We start from the raw sequence: 20,890 nt of genomic DNA on the forward strand, positions 1-20,890 counted from the left end.
TTCAGGCTCCGAATCGCCGCAAAAGTCTAGTTTTTAGGGGTATAAGCGATGGTGAATATTGGAAGCTTTGACAGTGAATATTTGGAAAAGTCAAACGAATAGGCTTTCTTTAATAGCTCTATATAGCAATTTCAGAATCTCAACCCTTATTAACAAAACTAACTCTTATTGAATGGAAACTATTCTCTACGTAATTCCTGGATTTGGTCTGGCGGCCCTCCTGTATACCTTTATCAGGTCGGCCTGGGTAACGAAGCAAGCAGCAGGAAATGAACGCATGACGGAGATCGCCCGTCATATTGCCGATGGTGCAATGGCATTTTTGAAAGCGGAGTACAAAGTGCTCTTCTATTTTGTCGTGATCGCCAGTATATTCCTGTTCTATCTGGGTTATACCGGAGAGAACTCGCACTGGACCATCGTATTGGCCTTTATAATGGGTGCCCTTTTCTCGGCTATCGCCGGGTTTATCGGGATGCGCATTGCCACAAAGGCCAACGTGCGCACGGCAGAGGCTGCCCGCACCAGCCTTTCGCGTGCCTTGAGCGTTTCGTTTGCAGGTGGCTCTGTCATGGGGATGGGCGTAGCTGGTCTGGCCGTGTTGGGACTGGGCTCGCTCTTTATTGTGCTCTACTACTTCTTTGTGTATAGCGTGAATGGCGATGTGAACGGCCATGAAATGGAAGTAGCTTTGGAAGTGCTCACGGGTTTCTCGCTGGGTGCTGAAAGTATAGCCTTGTTTGCACGAGTAGGCGGTGGTATCTATACCAAAGCCGCCGACGTGGGCGCTGACCTGGTAGGCAAGGTAGAAGCAGGTATACCGGAGGACGATCCACGTAACCCAGCCACTATTGCCGACAACGTGGGCGATAACGTGGGCGACGTGGCAGGTATGGGCGCCGACCTTTTCGGTTCGTATGTCGCCACTATTCTGGCTACCATGGTACTCGGTCGCGAAGTGGTTTCTCAGGATAATTTCGGTGGTATGGCCCCTGTTATACTTCCTATGCTGATAGCTGGTCTGGGTATCGTCTTCTCCCTGATCGGTATGCTTTTCATACGAGTGAAGGAAGGCGGCAACGTGCAGGCGGCCCTGAATTTGGGTAACTGGATCTCCGTTGCCCTGACGGCTGTTGGCGCTTATTTCGCTATTCACTGGCTCATGCCGGATAACTTGGTGCTGCGTAACTTTGAGTTCACGAACGATGGTGTTTTCTATGCCGTGATCATTGGCCTTGTGGTAGGTACACTCATGAGTATCATCACCGAGTACTACACAGCCATGGGCAAAGGCCCTGTTAATTCTATCGTGCAGCAGTCCTCTACGGGCCATGCGACCAATATTATCGCTGGTTTGGCGGTAGGTATGCAGTCCACGGTAATGCCAATGATCGTGCTGGCGGCCGGTATCGTACTCTCTTACGCGTCGGCAGGTTTGTATGGCGTGGCCATTGCGGCGGCAGGTATGATGGCAACGACGGCCATGCAATTGGCGATTGACGCCTTCGGCCCGATTGCCGACAATGCGGGCGGTATAGCCGAAATGAGTGAACTGCCAAAAGAAGTGCGCGGACGTACTGACATTCTAGACGCTGTGGGTAACACAACGGCTGCCACTGGAAAAGGCTTTGCGATCGCTTCTGCAGCTTTGACCTCCCTGGCCCTTTTTGCGGCATTCGTAGGTATAGCCGGTATTGATTCTATTGACCTTTACAAGGCGCCAGTACTGGCCGGTTTGTTCATCGGTGCCATGATTCCGTTTGTCTTCTCAGCGTTGTGTATAGCGGCGGTTGGCCGTGCGGCCATGGCGATGGTGCACGAAGTGCGCCGCCAGTTCCGCGAGATTCCGGGCATTATGGAAGGAACCGGTCAGCCGGAGTATGAAAAATGTGTAGCCATCTCTACCAAAGCGGCCATCCGCGAGATGATGTTGCCAGGTGCGATTGCTTTGATCGTTCCTGTTATCGTGGGTTTCGGCTTTAGAGGCGTGTTCCCGGATACTTCCTCGCCTGAGATTTTGGGTGGTCTGTTGGCCGGTGTGACCGTGTCGGGAGTGCTGATGGCCATGTTTCAGTCTAATGCCGGTGGCGCCTGGGACAATGCCAAGAAATCGTTTGAGAAAGGCGTGGAGATCAACGGCAAGATGGAATACAAAGGCTCTGAGCCGCACAAAGCGTCTGTAACCGGCGATACCGTAGGTGACCCGTTCAAAGACACATCTGGCCCATCCATGAATATTCTGATCAAACTGATGTCGATTGTGTCGCTGGTAATTGCGCCGCACATTGCGCTGGAGCAGGAGCCACCGTTGCCGGAAGCTCCTGTTGAGATCAACATGGAAGTAGTGCCGGTAATGCCGGAGACCGCCAGCGTGGATAGGGAAAAGACAGCTGACTTCGTAGCAGTTGCCTCAAAAAAATAGGTTTAGTTTGCTTTAGTTTTGAATAAGCCCAGCCATAGCGTTGGGCTTATTTTTTATTATCCGTACCTTTGTTTATCAACAACACCACTACACCTTATGGAGCCCCGTACTATTACGCTTCACGACTGCCAGTTCAGTACATACATGTACGAAGAGGAAATCATCGCCCGGATACACATGCTGGCCGAGCAGCTTGAGCAGGATTACGCCGGTAAAAACCCACTTTTTCTGGCTGTGCTCAACGGTTCGTTCATGTTCACGGCCGACCTGATGAAGCGCATTAACATGCCTTGCGAGATCTCCTTTATTCGGATGTCGTCTTACCAGGACATGCAGAGCACTGGCAACGTGAGAGAAGTGCTGGGACTGACCGAGAACATAGAAGGGCGTGATGTGGTGGTGATTGAGGACATCGTGGACACCGGCCATACCGTAAATGCTCTGTTGCAGCAGCTCAACGAGAAGCAGCCGGCTTCGATCGAGATCATCACCCTGCTCATGAAGCCAGAGTGCCTGCAGCACCAGCTGGACGTGAAGTATGTGGCCAAGTCTATACCCAACGATTTTGTGGTAGGCTACGGACTCGATTACAACGGGCTGGGGCGCAACCTGCGGGATATCTACAAGATCGTATCTTAGCGTAGGTTAAAAAATATTCAATAGTACATCGATTTTATCCCTAAATTTGTTTTTTATCATAACTCAAAGATATGCTCAACATCGTTTTGTTTGGCCCTCCCGGTGCTGGTAAAGGTACGCAAAGCCAAAAGCTGATAGACAAGTATAACCTGATACACCTTTCGACAGGTGATTTGCTTCGCTCAGAAATTGCCGCTGGTACTGAACTGGGTATGAAAGCTAAGTCACTAATGGATAACGGTATTTTAGTGCCAGACGAGGTCGTGATCGGCATGATTGAGAACAAAGTGAAAGAGCACAGCCACGCTGGCGGCTTTATCTTTGACGGATTCCCACGCACCGTGCCACAGGCGCAGGGACTGGATAAGCTCCTGATGGACCATGGCACGGAGATTTCCTGCATGATCGCCCTGAAGGTAGACGACGAGGAACTGACCAAGCGCCTTTTGCTGCGTGGTGAGACTTCCGGCCGGCCGGATGATCAGAACGAAGAGCTGATCCGCAAACGCATACAGGAGTACAATACCAAAACCGCCCCGGTGGCTGATTACTACTCCGGCCAGAACAAATTCTGCGCAGTGGAGGGTATTGGCGATATCGAAGAAATCTTCGGAAACCTGTGCAAGCAGATTGACTCCCTGAAAGAGAAGCAGCAGAAGTAATCTTCTTTTCAGCTTTATTTAGAATGAACACAGAAGGTATAAGCAAGCCGGAACTCAAACGCTCCGGGTTTGCTTATACCTTATAATTTATACCTATTAGCATTACCAACATTGGCCCAATCTAACTTTATTGATTACGTAAAAATCTGTTCACGCTCCGGCCACGGTGGCGCTGGTTCAGCACACCTGCACCGTGACAAACGCACCGCTATGGGTGGTCCAGACGGTGGCGACGGGGGTAGAGGAGGCCATATAATCCTGCGTGGCAATTCACAGCTATGGACTTTGCTGCACCTGCAGTACCGCAAGCACGTGATTGCCGAAAACGGCCAGAATGGTGGCCCAAGTCACTCTACCGGTGCACAGGGCAAAGACGATGTGCTGGAGGTTCCACTTGGAACAATCGCCCGTAATGCCGAAACCGGCGAGTTCATGTGCGAGATCACCGAAGACGGTCAGGAAATCATTCTGACGCCGGGTGGCCGTGGCGGACTGGGCAATGCGCACTTTAAGTCGCCAACCAACCAAACGCCGCGCTATGCACAGCCGGGTGAGGATGGAAGAGAAGAGTGGGTTATTCTGGAACTGAAGCTACTCGCCGACGTTGGCCTGGTTGGTTTCCCGAATGCGGGCAAGTCTACCTTGCTGTCGGTGGTGTCGGCGGCTAAGCCTAAGATCGCCAACTATGCCTTTACCACGCTGGAGCCTAACCTGGGAGTAGTAGCCTACCGCGACTACAGGTCCTTTGTTATGGCCGATATACCAGGGATCATCGAAGGTGCCTCAGAAGGAAAAGGCCTTGGTTTGCGTTTCCTGCGCCACATCGAGCGTAACTCCATGCTTTTGTTCATGATCTCGTGCGACAGCCCGGATATTGCAGAGGAATATAAGATTCTGGTGAATGAGCTTGAAACGTATAACCCGGAGTTACTGGACAAGAAGCGCATACTGGCCATCACGAAATCAGATATGATTGACGACGAATTGGAAGCCGAAATGCGGGAAACCTTGCCGAAGGATATCCCAACAGTATTCATCTCCAGCATGACGCAGAAGAATATTACGCAATTGAAAGATATGATCTGGTCAGCGCTAAACTCGTAGTTTCGGCAGCCAGTTTTTGAGTACATATCGGTAGCGGCTGCAGGGCTTGCTACCGATTTTTTTTGAGGCACCAGCCGGGTACTGATTGTTAAAATGTTGATTTGCTGTTGTAGCTACGGCTGTTGCAGGTAAAGCAAAACGAGTTGTTTTATTGCTACGCCTGTGCGGCGGGCACCCCGAAAGCTTTCGGGGCAAAAAAATCAAGACGATTTTAAACTCGCTGACCGCTCAAACACAAAATCGTCGCTTGTGCACCGGGCTAAGGCGATCTGTTTTATTGCTAGCGTGCGAGTTACCCTTTCAATGCGTGCCCGTGGTAGTTTGTTATAGAACTTATACCTATCAACTGGTATTGCCAGAAAAGCCCCCTTTGGAGGGGGGAGGGGGAGGATAATCTTCCAGAGGTATATAGCAACTACACCATCTATACCTTGTAGAGCTGCAGCGGCCGTAAATTCCCCGCCTTAGACAAGGAGGGGTTAGGGGTGGTTGGAATCGGTATGTGCGAAAATCCTGCAAATCCTAGAATCCTGTAAATCCTTGGGGTAGGGGCCCTATGTACTGATTCAGACAGATTTCAGGCATAACGCCAAAACGAAGCACTCAACAATTTAACAATTCAACAATCAGCAATTAATAAATGCCAATCTGACACAAAGCTAGAATTGGCAAGACAATTGAAAAGACAAAATAGACCGATCAACCTATAATTCTTAAGGCATTATGTCAGAGAAAGATATTAAGAAAGAGCAGGAAAACGCAGAACTACAGGATAACACTGCCAACACAGAAGAAAATAACACACAGGAGCAGGCTGAGGAGACAGCGGAAGAAATTGGCTCTGAAAACAAATCCGAGGCCGAACTGGCTGAGATGAAGGACAAGTACATTCGCCTGATGGCCGAGTTTGAGAACTTCAGACGCAGGACAGCCAAAGAGCGCATGGACTTGCTGAAGACAGCTAACGAAGACCTGATGAGTGAACTGCTGCCTGTGTTGGACGATATGGAGCGCGCCCGTCAGTCGATGGAGGCAACTAAAGACGTGGATGCGATGTTGCAGGGCTTGGAACTGGTATTCCACAAACTCAAGCACGTGACACAACTCAAAGGTTTGAAACCAATCAGCATTCAGGCTGGTGATGACTTTGACAGTGAATTGCATGAAGCGATCACGCAGATACCAGCACCATCAGAGGAACTGAAAGGCAAAATAGTAGACGTAATCGAGAAGGGCTATACCTTGAATGAAAAGGTGATCCGCTTCGCGAAAGTTATCATAGGAGCTTAAGCAATGGCTAAGAGAGATTATTACGAGGTTTTAGGAGTAAGCAAAGGAGCGAGTCAGGAGGAGATAAAGAAGGCTTACCGTAAGCTCGCCATTAAGTTTCACCCCGACAAGAACCCCGGCGACCACGCAGCGGAAGAGAATTTCAAGGAGGCGGCTGAGGCCTACGAAATATTGAGCGACCAGCAGAAACGCCAGCGCTATGACCAGTTCGGTCATCAGGGCATGAATGGCGGCTTCGGCGGCGGTGGCGGCATGAACATGGAGGATATTTTCTCACAGTTCGGCGATATTTTTGGCGGCGGTGGCGGCGGCTTCGAGAGCTTCTTTGGTGGCACTGGCCGTCAGGGTGGCCGACGAACCCGCAAAGGCAGCAACCTGCGCATCAAGCTGAAACTCAATCTGGAAGAAATCGCTAACGGCGTTGAGAAGAAGATCAAAGTAAAACGCTATGTGGCGTGTGGCACTTGCGGTGGTAACGGCGCCAAGAACGGTACCGAAATGCAGACGTGCGGCTCTTGTCAGGGCTCGGGTCAGGTACGCAAGGTGGTCAACACCATGTTGGGCCAGATGGTGAGCACAGCAACCTGTCCTACCTGTAATGGCGAAGGTCGCATTGTGACCAAGAACTGTGAAGCCTGCCACGGAAGTGGACGCGAACTGCAGGAAGAAGTGATCACGATTAATGTACCGGCTGGCGTAATGGATGGCATGCAGCTGTCCATGAGCGGCAAAGGTAATGTACCGGAGCGAGGCGGAGTGCCGGGTGACCTACTCATTCAGATTGAAGAAGAGGAGCACCCAAGCCTGAAGCGCGACGGCAACAATGTGATTTTCGACCAGTATATCAGTTTCATTGACGCTGCCTTAGGTGCCGATATAGAAGTGCCGACTATCGGTGGCCGCGTGAAGATCACGATTAAGCCGGGTACGCAGAGTGGCGAAATATTCAGGCTGCGTGGCAAAGGCGTGAAAGACATTAACGGTTACGGCAAAGGCGATCAGCTGATCCACATCAACGTATGGACACCGAAGTCGCTGAGCAGCGAGGAGCGTGACGCCTTGGAGCGCCTGCGTGACTCCAATAACTTTGCCCCGCACCCGGGTAAGAGCGACAAGGGCTTCTTCGAGAAAGTGAAAGACTACTTTCAGTAAGCCTGTCCAAAATTAAATTAACAAAAGCCTGCCTTTTCAGTAGAAGAGGGAGGCTTTTTTACGCTTCAGTACCGCTGAAATAAGTTTTGTAAATATATTAAGGTATAGCAAGTTGCGTGTGACAGGCCTTTGACGAATAGTTCCCTTGTCTATCTTTCCATACCTGAAAAGAGTCTAACGTCTGATATCTTGCGTCTTTAAAAAGTCTTTGTCCGTATTTGGTATAGCCTATACCTGCGTTCGTCGAATAAGTATAGTGCTTTATTGATATTGCTTGTCACTCAGTCCCAAAAAAGCTATTTTTGAATATACCAAAAGGTTAACAGCATTGAGCATTCTTAAAATTGATGGCGTAACCAAGCGATACGCCAACCACACTGCCCTCGACAACGTCAGTTTCGACATCCCGGCTGGCTGCATTTTTGGCTTACTGGGACCAAACGGAGCAGGCAAAACGTCTCTCATTCGCATCATCACCCAAATAACCGGTGCCGACTCGGGCAAGATATACTTTAAAGGCGAGAAGCTGCGGCCATCGCACATCAAGGACATGGGTTACCTGCCCGAGGAGCGCGGCCTGTATAAAAAAATGAAGGTAGGCGAGCAGTTGCTATACCTTGCCCAACTCAAAGGCCTGACCAAAGACGAAGCCATCGCCCGTATCAAAGAGTGGGTGGCCCGCTTTGAGATTAAGGAGTGGATGAACAAGCATATAGAGGATCTTTCCAAAGGGATGCAGCAGAAGGTGCAGTTTATGGCCACCGTCATGCATGAGCCCTCGTTGATCATTCTCGACGAGCCTTTTTCCGGTTTCGACCCGATCAACGCCAACCTGATCAAAGACGAGATCCTGCGCCTGCGCGACAACGGAGCCACGATCATTTTCTCGACGCATCGCATGGAATCGGTGGAGGAGCTTTGCGATAACATTGCGCTGATTAACCGTTCCCGCAAAGTGCTCGACGGCCCGGTGCGCGAAATCAAAGACACCTACAAGACAGATACTTTCCAGGTTATCGGCAACGGGCAACTGCTCATCACCTCGCCAGACTTTGAGGTGCTGGAACAACACGACAACCACGGGGTGTTCCGGGCATCTATCCGTTTGCTCGACGGTGCCTCGCCCAATGACTTGCTGCGCTACCTGATCCAGCGTGTGGAGGTACATTCCTTCGTGGAACTCGTGCCGAGTATCAATGACATATTCATCCGAAAAGTAAAAGAAACCTACCATGCATAAGATCTGGCTCATCATAAAGCGCGAATACCTGACACGCGTGCGCAAGAAAAGCTTCATTATCATGACTTTCCTGACGCCGCTGTTGCTGGCGGCCTTCATGCTGGTTCCTGCCTGGCTCGCTACCATCTCCGACAGTGAAGATGCCGTGATGGTATTTGATGAGTCTGGTATTTTTGCTGAGAAGCTGGAAAGCAAGCCAGACCTGAAAATCATACCGGTTGCCGCCGGTTCGCTGGAGCAGGCCAAAACGGCTTACCAGGAAACCGATTACACCGCTTTGCTCCACATCCCGAAACTCGACCTGGCAAACCCCGAGGGTTTCCGGCTATACTCCAAAAAGAACATCAGTTTCCAGGTGAAGTTCAGGTTGGAGAGTATGCTGGAGAAGGAAATTGAGAGTCAGCGTTTTATGGCCTCGGGTATAGACCGTGAAATGCTCAACAAAATGAAAGCCAATATCACCATGACCACCGTGAACCTGAGCGAAAGCGGTGAGCAGGACAGCAACGTGTGGGTAACTTCCGGGGCAGGTATAGTGGGAGCGGTAATCATTTACTTTTTCATTTTCATGTATGGCGTGCAGATTATGCGCGGTGTGATTGAGGAGAAAACAAGCCGGATTGTGGAAGTAATGATCTCGTCGGTGAAACCTTTTCAGCTGATGATGGGCAAGATCATAGGTATAGCAGGCGTGGGACTGACGCAGTTTTTGCTGTGGGTGGTGCTGTCGGCTATTGTGGTCAGCGGTGTGCAGGCGGCATTTGGCATTCAGCCGGCACCTACGCCAATCGAGCAAATGCAATCGGGACGAGCCATGGCAACTGGCGAAGAGGAACCGGAGCAGACCGAGGAAACTAGCCAAACGGACACGCTTTCGGAAGTGAGCGAAGCTATTTCCAACCTTAATTTCCCGCTGTTGCTGGGCAGTTTCCTGTTTTACTTCCTGGGCGGGTATTTGCTGTATGGTTCGCTCTTTGGAGCCATCGGTGCCGCCGTGGACAACGAAACGGATACGCAGCAGTTCATGTTCCCCATCACGATTCCGCTCATCATCTCCTTCATCATGTCATATACCGTTGTGATACAGAACCCGGACGGGCCAGTAGCTTTTTGGATGTCGATCATACCGTTCACGTCGCCGATCGTGATGATGGTGCGCATACCTTTCGGGGTTCCTGCCAGCGAACTGCTACTATCGATGGGCCTTCTTGTACTGGGCTTTATCTTCACCACCTGGATTGCCTCCAGAATTTACCGCGTAGGTATACTCATGTATGGCAAGAAAATCAACTACAAAGAACTGTCGAAGTGGTTGTTTTATAGGGTATAGCCTGCTGAAGTATAGGTGTAAATTTAAAATAGCTGGTTCTTCGGAGCCAGCTATTTTTTTGTAACTTGATAGGGGAAATTGAATATTATGAAAAGAGATATTGACTTAATTCGGCAAATATTGCTTCAAACTGAAGAGTTGGGGTCTTTGAGTAGGAGCTTTGAGCTATCTATTGAAGGTTATAATACTAATGAAACAAGCTACCATGTGAAAATTTTATTCCAAGCAGGTTATCTTGAAGCCGAACATATCTCATGTAGAGAATTTGAAGAATGGAATCCAATTAGCTTAACATGGAGTGGTCATGAATTTTTGGACGCAGCGAGAGACAACACTGTTTGGAATAAGGCGAAGTCACGAATAGGAGATAAGCTGCCTACTGTCGGATTTGATATGTTGAAGTCAATTCTGAATATCTATGTAAAACAACAATTCGGATTTGAAGCATGATTAAGGTTTTCTTGATAGCTTACTTAATTCTTTTAATGGGCATAGTCACTATGGCTCAAAAGAATGACAAACCTGCCTACCAACTCTTCAACAATAAAGGCAAGCAGGTAAAGTATGGAAAAATGCTAGTAGAGTTACAGAAGGCCGATGTGGTGCTGTTTGGTGAGCAGCACAATGATCCGATCGCGCACTGGTTACAACTGGAAGTAGCCAAAGACCTGCACAAGGCCCATCAGCAGCACTTTGCCATAGGTGCCGAAATGTTTGAGGCTGATGTGCAACTGGTGCTCAACGAATTCCTCTCGGGGCAGGTAGCAGAGAACAACTTTGAGCAGGAGTCAAGGCCGTGGAACAATTATAAAACCGACTACCGACCAGTGGTGCGCTTTGCCAAGGAGGTGTCTATACCTTTCATCGCGACCAACGTGCCGCGCCGCTATGCTTCCATGGTATCGGGTGGCGGCCTGAAGGCGTTGGAGCATGTGTCAGAAGACGCAAGACGCTACATTGCTCCATTGCCGTTGCAAGTAGACATGGACTTACCCGGGTATAAGAATATGCTGGCGATGTTCGGCAACAGCACCCATGGCAATACCAAAAGCCAGCATATTGTGCAGGCGCAGGCTCTGAAAGACGCGACCATGGCACACTTCATCCTGCAGCAGGTAAACAGCGGCAAAAAAATGCTGCACCTCAACGGCGCTTATCACTCCGATAATTATGAAGGGATAGGTTGGTATCTGAAGCAGGGAAATCCGCAACTCAAAACCCTCACTATCACGACTGTGCTACAAGAAGATCTGGATAAGCTGACAGAGGAGAATAAGCTGAAAGCTGATTTCATACTGGTTGTGCCAGCGAGTATGACAAGGACTTATTAATTACATAACGTTAAGGCTTAACGAATAGAGTGCATGGATGATATTATTGTGCCTTCCCGGTTTTCTAAAGAAGAAACGATCAAGAGATTGAGGCATCTCTTTAGAGAAGGGAATGATTTCAGCATAGAACTTAGCATGTTGCACGGAGAATATTATCTATCTCCTGCACCTATACACCAAATGGGACTTATACCCGGCAAGCATAAAAGCATTTCGCTTAATCCGTTTTACCTACAATTTAGAGTAAAAGAGCAAAAAACAGCAGGAGAGGTAAATTCATCAATTCATATAACACCGCAATCAAAGGCTGTCTTTATTGCCTTAAGTTCGATGTTTCTAACGTTGGCATGGATTATTATACTTGTTACCTCTCTTGCAGAGAAAAGGTGGCTTGATATAGAAGTGTATATAATTGGTATAGCGCTGACACTGATAATGATTCTCTTTTTAAAGTTAAGTGTGGGTAAGGAGAAGAAGGTGATTGAGCGAATTGTTAAGGAATTTGAGTAAAGAGCAGATGTGCTAAATAAAACAACAAAGCCCGACCAATTGGCCGGGCTTTGCCTTTCTACTAAAGAGAAAGAAAGGTATGCTTATGCAGAGAAAGAGCTTCCGCAACCGCAGGTGCTCTTGGCCTGTGGGTTGTTGAAAACGAAACCGCGAGCGTTCAGGCCGTCCTGGAAGTCAACCTCCATGCCAAGCACATACATCGCGTGCTTCTTATCCATGATCAGCTTCAAGCCTTCCAGGCTATAAATCTCATCAGAGTCTTTTGCCTTGTCAAAGCCCAGTAGGTACGACATACCAGAGCAGCCACCGCCTTGCACACCAATGCGCAGGCCGTATTCAGCTGGTACATTTTTCTCTTGCATTATATTCTTAACTTCAGCCAGTGCTTTTTCGGTAAGCGCTATCGGTGCAGTTTTTGTCTCAGTTGCCATAGTCTGTTCAATTTTGAAATGGAGTCGCAATTTACGCAATTACTCGCAAATATACTGCGGCTCCCGGTTGTAATAGCTAAACAGCTATACTCCGGAAATGATTCATGCGACGCTCAAGTAATTTTTTCCGATATTTAAGGTTCAAAACAAACGCAAATGGAAGAAGGCACCATCATTATACTCGATATTCTTAAAATCTCTATACCTGCCATATTGGTGGCAGCAGTGGCTTACTCGTTGGTGAAAAAGCATTTAGAGCGTGATTACAAACTGCGCCTATTGGAGCTGCGTCAGAAAAACGCTGAAATCGTGACACCCATCCGTCTGCAGGCCTACGAGCGCATTGTGCTGTTGCTGGAGCGTATTACGCCGAGTAATCTGTTGTTGCGCGTGAGTGGGGGAGGGCACTCAGCCGCCGAATATCACCGTGTGCTGCTAACCGAGATTCGTAACGAGTTCAACCACAACATGTCGCAGCAGGTATACATGACCGAGCCGGCCTGGCAGCAGGTAAGGCATGCCCGCGAGGAAGTCGTGAACCTGATCAATAAATCCTATCAAAGCCTTGACGAAAAGGCCAAAGGCACTGAGCTGGCCAAACGGATTCTGGAAAACGTGCTCAGCAACGAGATCGACCCTACTGCCAAAGCCATCAGTTACCTCAAACTTGAGATCGGGCAAATCTTTTAAGTTTAGAAGTTAGAAAGTGTCTAAAGCAGAATACCAGCAATTCTCTAACTCCTAAACTCCCAAACTCTCTAACTCATATAGGAGTGCTTCCACTTGGCTCACAGTGTGGGCCGGGAAATTAGCGATCCGGATCTGTGTGTCTTTGTAACTACCGTACCCGCTCCCGATGGCCATGTCGTAGGGGGCAAGCAGTTTGTTTAGCTCAGCGGCTGGGATGCGGGTGTTGGCCACAATGGTAGTGAGAGAACGGAAAGCCGTGTTCTGAACGGCTGGCTCAAAATTCTTGCTCTTTTCCAGAAAATCGTAAATGAGTCTGGCCTTGGTTTCTGTTTCCTGCCGGATAGTGGCTATACCTTTCTTGTTCATATCATCCACCACTTTGCCTAGCAGGTATAGGTTGAGCACATTAGGCGTTTCGGGCGTTTGGTGCGCACGGCCTTTTTCGACTAAGACAGGTATGGTGTGGTAAGAGCCCAGGCTTATACCTGATTTTTGGAGCGCATGTGCTTTGGCCAGGCAGCGCTCATTCAACAGCCAAACCCCTAAGCCAGCTGGTAGGCCGAAGCATTTCTGTACGGAGAAGTACACCGAGTCCATTTGATTGTAGTCAAATTCAGGGTGAGGAAGCGAAGAGACAGCGTCTACAAACAGCAAAGACTCTTTTGGTGCCGACTGTCGGTACTGCGCGATATCCGCCACAGGTATACTCACCCCCGAGCTGGTTTCGTTGTGTATGAGGGCCACCAATTCCGCCGTGTCAGGTATGGCCACCTCCTCTGGCCGGAAACCCTCTCCAAATGGCACCTCAAACTTGTTTGTCTTTTTGCCTAATTCAGCCGAAATCTCATAAAAGCGTTTTGAGAAAGAGCCATTTACCAAATGGAAACTCTCCTCCTGCACCAGATTCTGAATTGCGCGTTCCCAAATCTCATTGGCCGAGGATAGAAAGAGCACCTCATAATTGTCAGGTAATTGTAGCAGCCGCCGCAGACCTGCTACCGCATGGGCGTAAATATCTTTAAACTGCTGGCTGCGGTGCGAAATGCTGCCAATCTTGTTCTCCATCGCCGACTGCATGTGCGCTAGCACCGTAGGGTATAGCTCGGAAGGACCGGGTGTGAAGAAGACTTTATTCGTCATGGGTTGAGAAGTTAGAGAGTTGGTGAGTCAGAGAGTTTAGGCGTTAGTGAGTTTAGGAATTTGGGAGGTACAGAGCATTGGGTCGCGACCTGTCCGAACCGTATGCGAATAACGATTAACGGAAATAAAAACCTGACCATACAGTGAGGTATGCCTGTTCTTAACAATTCTGTTATACCTGGCTGATTCGTTGATATCGCACCCTATTGGTTATACCTGCACAGCTAATCCTAGTACAAAATCCTGAATTTGATCGTAGCCGGTACCTGCCTCATGTCTTCGATTACTTTCTTGTCATAAAGCTTATCGATATCCGTGATCACGTAGCCGATCTGTTCGTTGGTTTTGAGGTACTGACCCAGGATGTTCACTTGGTTGCTGGCCAGCACGCTGTTGATGTTGGCAAGCACGCCCGGCACGTTCTGGTGAATGTGGATCAGGCGGTGCGCATTTTTGAGCTCCGGCAGCTGGATGTTCGGGAAGTTAACGCTTTGGTAGCTGTTGCCCGAGTTGATGTACTCCATGATGCGGCTCGGAACAAACGTGCCGATGTTTTCCTGCGCCTCCTCTGTGCTGCCTCCTATGTGCGGGGTCAGGATGACATTGGGCAAACCACGCAGTTCACTCACAAACTCCTCATTATTCGATGCAGGCTCATAAGGATAAACATCCACCGCGGCGCCCCGTACCTTGCCCGACTTAATGGCTTCTACCAAGGCAGGTAAATCCACGATATGGCCACGGCTTAAGTTCAAAAATATAACCCCGTCCTTCATGGCGGCGAATTCTTCCGCTCCGAACATACTTTTATTGCTGGTGCGTCCGTCCACGTGCAGACTCACAATGTCCGATATTTCGAGTAGCTGTTTCAGTGTTTCGCATTTACGGGCATTGCCAAGCTGCAGGCGTTCTATCACATCATAATAGTACACATCCATACCCAGCGCCTCGGCCAGTACCGACAGCTGGGCCCCAATGCTACCGTAACCAATTATACCTAATTTCTTATCGCGAACCTCCACGCTGCCAGTAGCTGACTTATCCCAAATGCCCTGGTGCATTTTAGTGCTCTTGTCCACCACATTGCGGCAAAGCATGATAATCTCGCCGATGGCCAGTTCCACCACGCTGCGGGTATTGCTGTAAGGCGCATTAAAAACGGCCACACCCGCGTCGAGGCAGCTATTCAGGTCGATCTGGTTGGTGCCAATGCAGAAAGCGCCGATACACATCAGTTTGTTGGCATGCTCGAGCACCCGCTTGGTTACTTGGGTTTTGGAGCGTATACCTAGAACCGACACATTTTTAATCCGTTCACAAAGCTCGTCCTCACTTAAAGCACCCGACACCGTCTCGATCTGGTAGCCTTCCCGCTTGAATAACTCAATGGCTTTGGGGTGCACATTCTCCAGCAGCAGCACCCGAATGCGGTTTTTGGGGTAAGAAATGGCCATGGGCAGTTTGTGCTGGTACAGAAACTCATCCAGGCTCGGGGCCACATCGTCGGCTTTGGCTACCACACTGTCGCGCACGATGTTTTCGGTAAAGGCATAGAACTTATTGGCCAGTCCTGCTTCTTTTATTTCGTAGTCGGTATACCCATCACCCAACACATACACATCGCCTTCCAACGCGAGTTCTTCGAGCAGCTTTATCTTGCCCCGGTCCAGGCAAAGCAAATTCTCTTTATCAAAGCCGATGATGTTGCCTTGTTCATCGAACTTAAACGTGTTGGCATAAATGTTTTCTTCCTTAATGCCGTACTCGGTTACGATGGGGGTGATGAACTCTTTGAAACCGCTGGACACGATCAGAATATTGTCAGCATAGGCTTGAAAGAACTCCTTGTTACGTTTAATGGAATCCGAGACCCTGTTCTGCAAAAGCTGAATCAGCGGCTTCAGGTGGCGTCGGTTCGCTTTAAGGAGCGCCAAACGTTTGGACAAACCTTCTGTAAACGAACTTTTACCTTCCATGGCGCCGTTCGTCAAATCCCGGATCTGCTGCAATATAGCTGCTTTGTTCTCTTCTCCTTCGAGTGATATCTCGCCCAGTTCGTCAAGTGCCTCTACCTGTGTAAAAGTGCTGTCAAAGTCAATGATGTAGTACTTGTCTTTAGTCATAGTGGGTAGGGTAATGGGTTGAGTTCTGTTAAAATTTGCCCTCGCTCGCCTCTGGCGAGTATGGGCTATCTAGTGGCGTCCTGCCACTTTTGACGAAAGGCATTAACTGAAGCGGCCAGAGTCCGCACATCACTCACACTCGCCAGAGGCAAGCGAGAGCACTGTATTACGCTGGATGAAGATTCCCTCTTAAGAAGGTTATGCTAAAAATCTCCAGATATCTCCTTACGTCGAGATAGCAGTAGTGGGGTGATGGAATAACACACCAAAGTAAATATAAGGCATAAAAAAATCCGGCAACAGGTATAGCGGCCGGATTTTTCAATTATTTGTTTCTGAACTACAGTGAGTTGCCGGTTTCTGCCAGCTGTGTGTCTATGATGCGCTGGTAGAACTGCACGTACAGAGGCACAATCTTGTTAATATCGAAAACGTGGGCGCGGGCCAGAGCGTTTGCCTTAAAAGTTGGGAGGTTGGCATCGTCGAGGATGTACAGCGCGTTCTTTACCATATCATCCACATCGCCAACCTCACTCACGAAGCCAGTCACGCCATGCGTGTTCAACTCAGGTATACCGCCGGCATTGGTCGAGATAACCGGCACTTCACAGGCCATTGCCTCAAGGGCGGCCAGACCAAAGCTTTCTTTTTCCGACGGCATCAGGAACAGGTCGGCGATGGAGAGCACTTCCTCCACCGCTTCCAGCTTTCCTAAAAAGCGCACGTCGTTGCAGATCTTCATCTCGCGGCACAGCTTTTCCATCTTAGGGCGTTCCGGGCCATCGCCCACCAGCAGGAGCTTGGAAGATATTTTCTCGCGCACCTTGGCAAAGATCCGAATCACGTCCTCGACGCGCTTCACGCCCCGGAAATTGGAGGTATGCACCAGCAGCTTTTCATTGTTGGGGCTGATGGCGGCTCTGAAGTGCTCTTTCTTCTGGCGCTTGAACTTGTTCAGGTCAATAAAGTTCGGAATCACCTCAATCTCTTTCTCTATCTGGAAAAACTCGTAGGTCTCTGTGCGCAGGCTTTCCGATACGGCGGTTACACCATCCGATTGGTTAATGCTAAATGTCACTACCGGCTCGAACGATGCGTCTTTGCCTACCAATGTAATATCCGTGCCGTGGAGCGTTGTGATGACAGGTATATAGATGCCCTTGGTGCGCAGGATCTGTTTGGCCATGTAGGCTGCCGAAGCGTGCGGAATGGCATAATGCACATGCAGCACATCCAGCTTCTCGAAGCGGGCAATGTCTACCATCTTGCTGGCCAGCGCCAGTTCGTAAGGCGGATATTGAAAAAGCGGGTATGACGGGATATATACTTCGTGGTAAAACAGGTTCTCGTTGAAAAAATCGAGGCGGGCCGGCTGGCTGTAGGTGATAAAATGCACCTGGTGGCCTTTGAGTGCCAATTCCTTGCCAAGCTCTGTGGCGACCACACCGCTTCCCCCGAAGGTAGGGTAACAAACTATTCCGATTTTCATGGTTCTTTGGGATAGGAAACAACAAGTGCAGCCCTATGCGGAGCTGCACCTGTAACAATCCAGTTTATGTTAAGTTTTTGGAACAATCGATTTATAGATCACATCGTGTATACGGGTACGGATGTTATACTTCACCAGTTTGGAGTTGCTGGCATCCGGGTATACCCTGTTGGACAGGAAGATGTAAATAAGCTGGTTTTCGGGATCTACCCAGGCGCCTGTACCTGTAAAGCCCGTGTGACCAAAAGTTGACTGAGACGCCAGGTTGGAAGTCGGTCCGTTACCGTCCGGGTCAGGTTTGTCCCAGCCCAGACCGCGACGGCTGTTGCTGGACTGGCGCTTCGAAAACTCTGGCACCACCGGGGTGTTGAAATACTTGTGCCCGCCGTAGCTGCCATTCTGCAGGTTCATTTGCATCAGCACCGCCAGGTCGTTGGCATTAGAAAACAGACCCGCATGGCCACCCACGCCACCCATCATGGCAGCACCTTGGTCATGCACCGTGCCCCAGATCAGGTTCTTACGGAAGTAATTATCGTCCTCGGTCGGTACAATCACTTCGCGCTTGTGCTTCAGAAGTGGGTTGTAGGTCATTGTGCTCAAACCAAGCGGACCGTAGAAATTCTGATCCATGAACTCGTTCAGCGGCTGGTTAAGCAGACGTTCCGACATACGCTTGAGGATGTAGAAGCCCAGGTCACTGTATTGGTAATCGTAAGTTTTGGCAGTCTTCGGTTTTACCAATAGCGGTGAGCGCACAGTCCAGGCCCACAGGGAGTCTTCCATCGATTTGATGGAGTAGATGCCCGGCACCACTTCATTCGGGAATACATCAGTCTGGGCACTGGCGTAGAAGGTCTGGTTCAGTTGCAGCTTATCCAATGTTTTCTGCCAATGCGGTATACCTGCCCGCAAACCCGACTGGTGTGCCAGCACATCGCGGATTACCAGGTTGGCCTTGTTGGTGCCTTTCAACTCAGGGAGGTAGGTCGAAACCTTCTCGTCCAAGTTGATCTTGCCCTGGTCTTTCAGGAACATCACGGCCTGCAACGTAGCCGCCACTTTAGTGATGGACGCGATATCGTATACTGTGTTGTTGGTCACCGGCTTTTTCTTGTCGTAGGTATAGTGGCCGTACGATTTGTTGAAAATCACAGTGCCGTTCTTTACCACCAGTACCTGTGCACCCGGCGTGGCGGCATAGGCGATGGCCTCAGTCGCAATGTTGTCGATCTGAGCCAAGGTCTTTGAGTCCATACCCACGCTTTCCGGTGAACCGTACTTCAGGCGACCAATGGCGGGAGTGGCTATACCTGTGCCTGCCTTCAGCGTAGCCGATGCCGTAACTGGCAGCTTGCCTTTAGCCGCACGGGCACCAAACAGTACCTGAGGCACCAGCGATTGCGAAGTCGGATTATCTTCATAGCCCGCCACCAGCCAATCACTCTTGTCGAAGAACTTGAGGCTGTAAGCATTGCCAAAAACAGCTACTACCACTTTCTTATTGGTGCGCTCCCGCAGAAACTGGATGAAGGCACGTGTGCCTATGCCAATACCAAAATCTTTGAATGGTGTGCTATTCATGCCATGCACACTCACCACCACCACATCATGATCCTGTAGTTTAGGTATAAGCTTGGTGAAGGCAGAGTCTGGAGCGAAGCGGTCTTTAATGGTGAACTTGGTGACAGGGGCGTATTGGCCCATCGTTTGCTGAAAAACACTGTTAGGCCCTGTGCCAATGGCTATCGATACAATACTGAGTGTGTCCAGGTTGCGGAAGGGGATCAGGTTGCCCTTGTTGCGGGCTACCGTTACGGCATGCTCGTAGAGTTGCTCCTGTACCACACTACTCAGCGGACGATCCACCTCCTGCTGCAGGTTAACCAGCGATACCGGCTTGTAGTGGTTAAGCCCGGCCCAGTACTTGGCATGCAGGATTTTGCGCACACGCTGGTCTATGTCTTCCTGCTTGAGTTGCTTGGCAGCGATGGCTTCGTTGATCTTGCGCACAGCGGTTGGCACGTCTTCCGGAAACAGCAGCACGTCGTTACCGGCTATCAGAGCTTTCAGGTCCACCTCACCGGGCTTGTAGAAGCTGCTAACACCTTTCATGTTCAGGGCGTCGGTGAATACAAGTCCCTTGTACTTCATTTTCTCTTTGAGGATGCCCGTCACTATGGGCTTGGAGAGTGTTGCCGCCTGATTTCTTGTCGAGTCGATTTTGGGCATATGCAGGTGCGCGACCATTACGCCCATCACACCGGCCTCAAATGACTTATGGAAAGGGTATAGCTCCACCTCGGAGAGGCGCTTCATGTCATGGTTTACCACCGGCAGGGTCAGGTGCGAGTCGGTATCGGTGTCGCCATGGCCAGGGAAGTGCTTAGCAACGGCAATTACACCGTGGTCCTGCAGGCCTTTGATATAAGCTACACCGCGACGGGCCACTTCTTCTTTGGTTTCACCAAAGGAGCGGTTGCCAATTACCGGGTTGGCTGGGTTCACATTCACGTCCAGAACAGGCGAAAAACTCACATGCACACCCATACGCTTCATTTTAAGCGCTATTTCGCGGCCCATCAGGTAGATATACTTGTCATCATCCAAAGCACCCAGCGTCATTTGCTTGGCGAAGTGCATGCTGCTGTCCAGGCGCATGTTCAGGCCCCATTCGGCGTCCAGTGCCACCAGCATCGGTACACGCGCTTTGCTCTGGAAACGGTTGGTCAACTGTGCCTGCCGCACCGGGCCGCCCTGCATGAACATCACGCCGCCAATGCCATAACGAGCCACCAAAGTGTCGATCTGGCGGAAATGCTTTTCGTCCTTGTTGGAGTAGGCGGCCACCATAAACAGCTGACCAATACGCTGGTTAGGTGTCATGGATGTGAAGACACTATCTACCCAGCTTTGCTCTTTTGAGGCCACAATGATGCTGTCTGACGGGGTCAGCGACATCAGTGGTCCCATTCCGAGAAAGATAAGAATAAGTAACCCTAAGCTAAAACTCTTCAACATCCTGTACTGGTATTATTATATTGGAACAAGTCGAAATTAAGCCTATTTTTGCAGAAGGCGGTCCAAAAAACAGGAAAAATTATTTCTGGTCTTTTTGCCACTCTAGGCGGTATAGCAGACGGCTCTGTAGGTGCTAACGCCGCAAGAGCCTGGAGCTATATAGTTGTCTCTTGTTAAAATCAGAATCCAGACACACTCTAATTTTCGACCCATTTCGCAACCGGTCTGTAAATTAGTAATAAATTTCGTTCTGAATAAGTTCTGTTTTGACAAAATAGTATATTCAAAAACCTAGCCGTTTTAATATATAGGGTGG

The 20,890-nt window shown here is 49.7% G+C and carries 17 protein-coding genes; 12 read left to right on the forward strand and 5 right to left on the reverse strand.

What is annotated here, in order from left to right; translation table 11 throughout:
- The first annotated feature begins 172 nt into the window (after window positions 1-172).
- The 11 genes from H9Q13_RS06280 to H9Q13_RS06330 all read left to right on the forward strand — a co-directional run bounded on the left by H9Q13_RS06280 (window position 173) and on the right by H9Q13_RS06330 (window position 11,680).
- A complete protein-coding gene (locus tag H9Q13_RS06280) occupies window positions 173-2,422 on the forward strand; it encodes a sodium-translocating pyrophosphatase (protein WP_191182921.1) in 2,250 nt (749 codons plus the stop codon).
- 96 nt (window positions 2,423-2,518) lie between these two features.
- A complete protein-coding gene (hpt, locus tag H9Q13_RS06285; protein WP_191182922.1) occupies window positions 2,519-3,061 on the forward strand; it encodes a hypoxanthine phosphoribosyltransferase in 543 nt (180 codons plus the stop codon).
- 71 nt (window positions 3,062-3,132) lie between these two features.
- Entirely contained in the window at window positions 3,133-3,723 is a 591-nt protein-coding gene (locus H9Q13_RS06290) for an adenylate kinase (RefSeq protein WP_191182923.1), read from the forward strand.
- Between the two features lie 111 nt (window positions 3,724-3,834).
- Window positions 3,835-4,827 carry a GTPase ObgE gene (gene obgE, locus H9Q13_RS06295; protein ID WP_191182924.1) on the forward strand — a complete coding sequence of 331 codons (993 nt, stop codon included), beginning with the start codon at window positions 3,835-3,837 and terminating at the stop codon, window positions 4,825-4,827.
- A gap of 723 nt (window positions 4,828-5,550) precedes the next feature.
- Window positions 5,551-6,117 (forward strand): nucleotide exchange factor GrpE, encoded by a 567-nt coding sequence (locus tag H9Q13_RS06300; RefSeq protein WP_191182925.1) that lies wholly within the window; start codon window positions 5,551-5,553, stop codon window positions 6,115-6,117.
- A gap of 3 nt (window positions 6,118-6,120) precedes the next feature.
- Window positions 6,121-7,269, forward strand: a complete 1,149-nt coding sequence (gene dnaJ / locus H9Q13_RS06305; RefSeq protein WP_191182926.1) for a molecular chaperone DnaJ — start codon at window positions 6,121-6,123, stop codon at window positions 7,267-7,269.
- A 328-nt stretch (window positions 7,270-7,597) separates the two neighbouring features.
- A complete protein-coding gene (locus H9Q13_RS06310) occupies window positions 7,598-8,509 on the forward strand; it encodes an ABC transporter ATP-binding protein (RefSeq protein WP_191182927.1) in 912 nt (303 codons plus the stop codon).
- Window positions 8,502-9,839, forward strand: a complete 1,338-nt coding sequence (locus H9Q13_RS06315; RefSeq protein ID WP_191182928.1) for an ABC transporter permease — start codon at window positions 8,502-8,504, stop codon at window positions 9,837-9,839. The genes H9Q13_RS06310 and H9Q13_RS06315 overlap by 8 nt, the downstream gene beginning before the upstream one ends.
- Before the next feature lie 87 nt (window positions 9,840-9,926).
- A complete protein-coding gene (locus H9Q13_RS06320) occupies window positions 9,927-10,289 on the forward strand; it encodes a DUF2513 domain-containing protein (RefSeq protein ID WP_191182929.1) in 363 nt (120 codons plus the stop codon).
- Window positions 10,286-11,170 carry a ChaN family lipoprotein gene (locus H9Q13_RS06325; RefSeq protein ID WP_191182930.1) on the forward strand — a complete coding sequence of 295 codons (885 nt, stop codon included), beginning with the start codon at window positions 10,286-10,288 and terminating at the stop codon, window positions 11,168-11,170. Before H9Q13_RS06320 ends, H9Q13_RS06325 begins: the two co-directional genes overlap by 4 nt.
- A gap of 33 nt (window positions 11,171-11,203) precedes the next feature.
- Window positions 11,204-11,680, forward strand: coding sequence for a hypothetical protein (locus H9Q13_RS06330; RefSeq protein WP_191182931.1), 477 nt, complete (start codon window positions 11,204-11,206; stop codon window positions 11,678-11,680).
- Window positions 11,681-11,763: 83 nt separating this feature from the next.
- Here the strand turns inward: H9Q13_RS06330 and H9Q13_RS06335 are convergent, their stop codons facing one another.
- Window positions 11,764-12,111, reverse strand: a complete 348-nt coding sequence (locus tag H9Q13_RS06335) for a HesB/IscA family protein (RefSeq protein ID WP_191182932.1) — start codon at window positions 12,109-12,111, stop codon at window positions 11,764-11,766.
- A gap of 156 nt (window positions 12,112-12,267) precedes the next feature.
- On the opposite strand from H9Q13_RS06335, the gene H9Q13_RS06340 reads away from it, so the two are divergent.
- On the forward strand, window positions 12,268-12,801 hold the full coding sequence (locus tag H9Q13_RS06340) for a DUF7935 family protein (RefSeq protein ID WP_191182933.1): 534 nt from the start codon (window positions 12,268-12,270) through the stop codon (window positions 12,799-12,801).
- Between the two features lie 51 nt (window positions 12,802-12,852).
- Here the strand turns inward: H9Q13_RS06340 and H9Q13_RS06345 are convergent, their stop codons facing one another.
- The 4 genes from H9Q13_RS06345 to H9Q13_RS06360 all read right to left on the reverse strand — a co-directional run bounded on the left by H9Q13_RS06345 (window position 12,853) and on the right by H9Q13_RS06360 (window position 20,526).
- The gene (locus H9Q13_RS06345; protein ID WP_191182934.1) at window positions 12,853-13,941 is read right to left on the reverse strand and encodes an aminotransferase class V-fold PLP-dependent enzyme; all 1,089 of its coding nucleotides are present in this window, start codon (window positions 13,939-13,941) and stop codon (window positions 12,853-12,855) included.
- 230 nt (window positions 13,942-14,171) lie between these two features.
- Window positions 14,172-16,064 (reverse strand): phosphoglycerate dehydrogenase, encoded by a 1,893-nt coding sequence (serA, locus tag H9Q13_RS06350; RefSeq protein ID WP_191182935.1) that lies wholly within the window; start codon window positions 16,062-16,064, stop codon window positions 14,172-14,174.
- A 340-nt stretch (window positions 16,065-16,404) separates the two neighbouring features.
- Window positions 16,405-17,553: an N-acetyl-alpha-D-glucosaminyl L-malate synthase BshA gene (gene bshA / locus H9Q13_RS06355; RefSeq protein WP_191182936.1), complete on the reverse strand. Its 1,149-nt coding sequence runs from the start codon at window positions 17,551-17,553 to the stop codon at window positions 16,405-16,407.
- A gap of 69 nt (window positions 17,554-17,622) precedes the next feature.
- Window positions 17,623-20,526 carry a glycoside hydrolase family 3 N-terminal domain-containing protein gene (locus tag H9Q13_RS06360; RefSeq protein WP_191182937.1) on the reverse strand — a complete coding sequence of 968 codons (2,904 nt, stop codon included), beginning with the start codon at window positions 20,524-20,526 and terminating at the stop codon, window positions 17,623-17,625.
- Window positions 20,527-20,890 lie beyond the last annotated feature (364 nt).

The sequence above is a fragment of the Pontibacter aquaedesilientis genome (genome assembly GCF_014773225.1).
Classification (GTDB): Bacteria; Bacteroidota; Bacteroidia; order Cytophagales; family Hymenobacteraceae; genus Pontibacter; species Pontibacter aquaedesilientis.

Excerpts from the sequence above, each read along its gene's own strand:
- bshA (WP_191182936.1), bottom strand. The coding sequence starts at position 17,553 with ATGAAAATCGGAATAGTTTGTTACCCTACCTTCGGGGGAAGCGGTGTG.
- H9Q13_RS06335 (WP_191182932.1), bottom strand. The coding sequence starts at position 12,111 with ATGGCAACTGAGACAAAAACTGCACCGATAGCGCTTACCGAAAAAGCA.
- H9Q13_RS06360 (WP_191182937.1), bottom strand. The coding sequence starts at position 20,526 with ATGGGACCACTGATGTCGCTGACCCCGTCAGACAGCATCATTGTGGCC.
- hpt (WP_191182922.1), top strand. The coding sequence starts at position 2,519 with ATGGAGCCCCGTACTATTACGCTTCACGACTGCCAGTTCAGTACATAC.
- H9Q13_RS06345 (WP_191182934.1), bottom strand. The coding sequence starts at position 13,941 with ATGACGAATAAAGTCTTCTTCACACCCGGTCCTTCCGAGCTATACCCT.
- H9Q13_RS06320 (WP_191182929.1), top strand. The coding sequence starts at position 9,927 with ATGAAAAGAGATATTGACTTAATTCGGCAAATATTGCTTCAAACTGAA.
- H9Q13_RS06330 (WP_191182931.1), top strand. The coding sequence starts at position 11,204 with ATGGATGATATTATTGTGCCTTCCCGGTTTTCTAAAGAAGAAACGATC.
- H9Q13_RS06315 (WP_191182928.1), top strand. The coding sequence starts at position 8,502 with ATGCATAAGATCTGGCTCATCATAAAGCGCGAATACCTGACACGCGTG.
- H9Q13_RS06325 (WP_191182930.1), top strand. The coding sequence starts at position 10,286 with ATGATTAAGGTTTTCTTGATAGCTTACTTAATTCTTTTAATGGGCATA.
- serA (WP_191182935.1), bottom strand. The coding sequence starts at position 16,064 with ATGACTAAAGACAAGTACTACATCATTGACTTTGACAGCACTTTTACA.
- H9Q13_RS06280 (WP_191182921.1), top strand. The coding sequence starts at position 173 with ATGGAAACTATTCTCTACGTAATTCCTGGATTTGGTCTGGCGGCCCTC.
- H9Q13_RS06340 (WP_191182933.1), top strand. The coding sequence starts at position 12,268 with ATGGAAGAAGGCACCATCATTATACTCGATATTCTTAAAATCTCTATA.
- dnaJ (WP_191182926.1), top strand. The coding sequence starts at position 6,121 with ATGGCTAAGAGAGATTATTACGAGGTTTTAGGAGTAAGCAAAGGAGCG.
- H9Q13_RS06300 (WP_191182925.1), top strand. The coding sequence starts at position 5,551 with ATGTCAGAGAAAGATATTAAGAAAGAGCAGGAAAACGCAGAACTACAG.
- H9Q13_RS06290 (WP_191182923.1), top strand. The coding sequence starts at position 3,133 with ATGCTCAACATCGTTTTGTTTGGCCCTCCCGGTGCTGGTAAAGGTACG.